At 72.6% G+C, this 1,239-nt stretch carries 1 protein-coding gene; it reads right to left on the reverse strand.

Features of this window, described 5'->3' with window-relative positions:
* Positions 1-27: 27 nt before the first annotated feature.
* Positions 28-1,239 (reverse strand): IS66 family transposase (gene tnpC / locus QR78_RS30965; protein ID WP_048431477.1); only part of this gene is annotated, 1,212 nt, incomplete at its 5' end.

Genomic DNA, 1,239 nt, shown 5'->3' on the forward strand with positions numbered 1-1,239 from the left:
GTAAGCGCTCGGTGACGGAGCCACTGGTCAGGCGGCCTGCTCGGCCTCACTGGTTGGCATCCAGTTCCAAGGCAGCAGATCGGCCAGTCGCTTGGCCGGGTGATCGGCGATGCGCGTGAGCACGTCGCGCAGGTAACCCTCGGGATCGAGCCCGTTCATCTTGGCCGTCTCGATCAGCGTGTAGAACGCCGCCGCACGCTCGGCGCCCAGCTCGGATCCCGCGAACAGGTAGTTCTTGCGCCCGACTGCCACACAGCGCAGCGCCCGCTCGGCCGCGTTGTTGTCGAGGGCGAGACGGCCGTCGTCGAAGGCCCGCATGAGCGCCGGCCAGCGTGCCAGCATGTAGCGCAACCCCTTGGCCAGGTCGGAGCGGCCCGGCATCTGGGCCAGGCTCGTCTCGGCAAACGCCTTCAGCGCCTCGGCCAGCGGCTTCGAGCGGGTCTGCCGCTCGCGGGTGCGGGCATCGGGCGGCTTGCCGTACAGGTCGCGCTCGACCCCGTAGAGCGCCCCGATCCGCTCCAGCGCCTCCGCCGCGAGAGCCGAGCCCGTCGCGGCGTGCACGTCGAAGATCTTGCGGCGCACGTGCGCCCAGCACCCCGCCTCGGTCAGGCCGCCGCCCACTCGCCCGGCCTCGTACAGCCCGTTGAAGCCGGCATAGCCGTCGGCCACCAACACGCCGGAGAAGGCCGCCAGGTGCGCGAGCGGTCGCTCGCCTCGACGGTCGGGCGAGGCGAAGAACACGGCCGCCGGCGGACGGGCGCCGCCATGGGGACGCTCATCCCGCACGTAGGTCCACAGCCGCCCGGTGCTCGTCTTGCCCGTGCCGGGCGCCAGCACCGGGATCGGCGTGTCGTCGCCGTGCAGGACGTCCGAGGCGCCGATCACCTCCCGGCGCAGAAGCTCGGTCAGCGGCTGCAGCGTGGCCGCAGTCGCGCCGAGCCAGCCCGAGAGCGTCGAGGTCGCCAGTTCGACGCCGTCGCGCGCGTAGATCTCGGCCTGGCGATACAGCGGCAAGTGGTCGTCGAACTTCGCCACCGCGATGTGGGCCAGGAGCCCCGGACCGGCCCGCCCGCGGGGAACCGCATGGTGGGGAGCCGGTGCCTGCACCACCTGCTCGCAGGCACGGCAGGCGAACGCCTCGCGCACGTGGCGCACGACCTTGAACCGGCCCGGCACGTAGTCGAGGCTCTCGGTCACGTCCTCGCCGATCCGGCGCAAGCTCCCGCCGCAGGCCGGGCA

Origin of the sequence: Methylobacterium indicum, assembly GCF_001043895.1 — a bacterium.
In the GTDB taxonomy this organism is placed as follows: Bacteria; Pseudomonadota; Alphaproteobacteria; order Rhizobiales; family Beijerinckiaceae; genus Methylobacterium; species Methylobacterium indicum.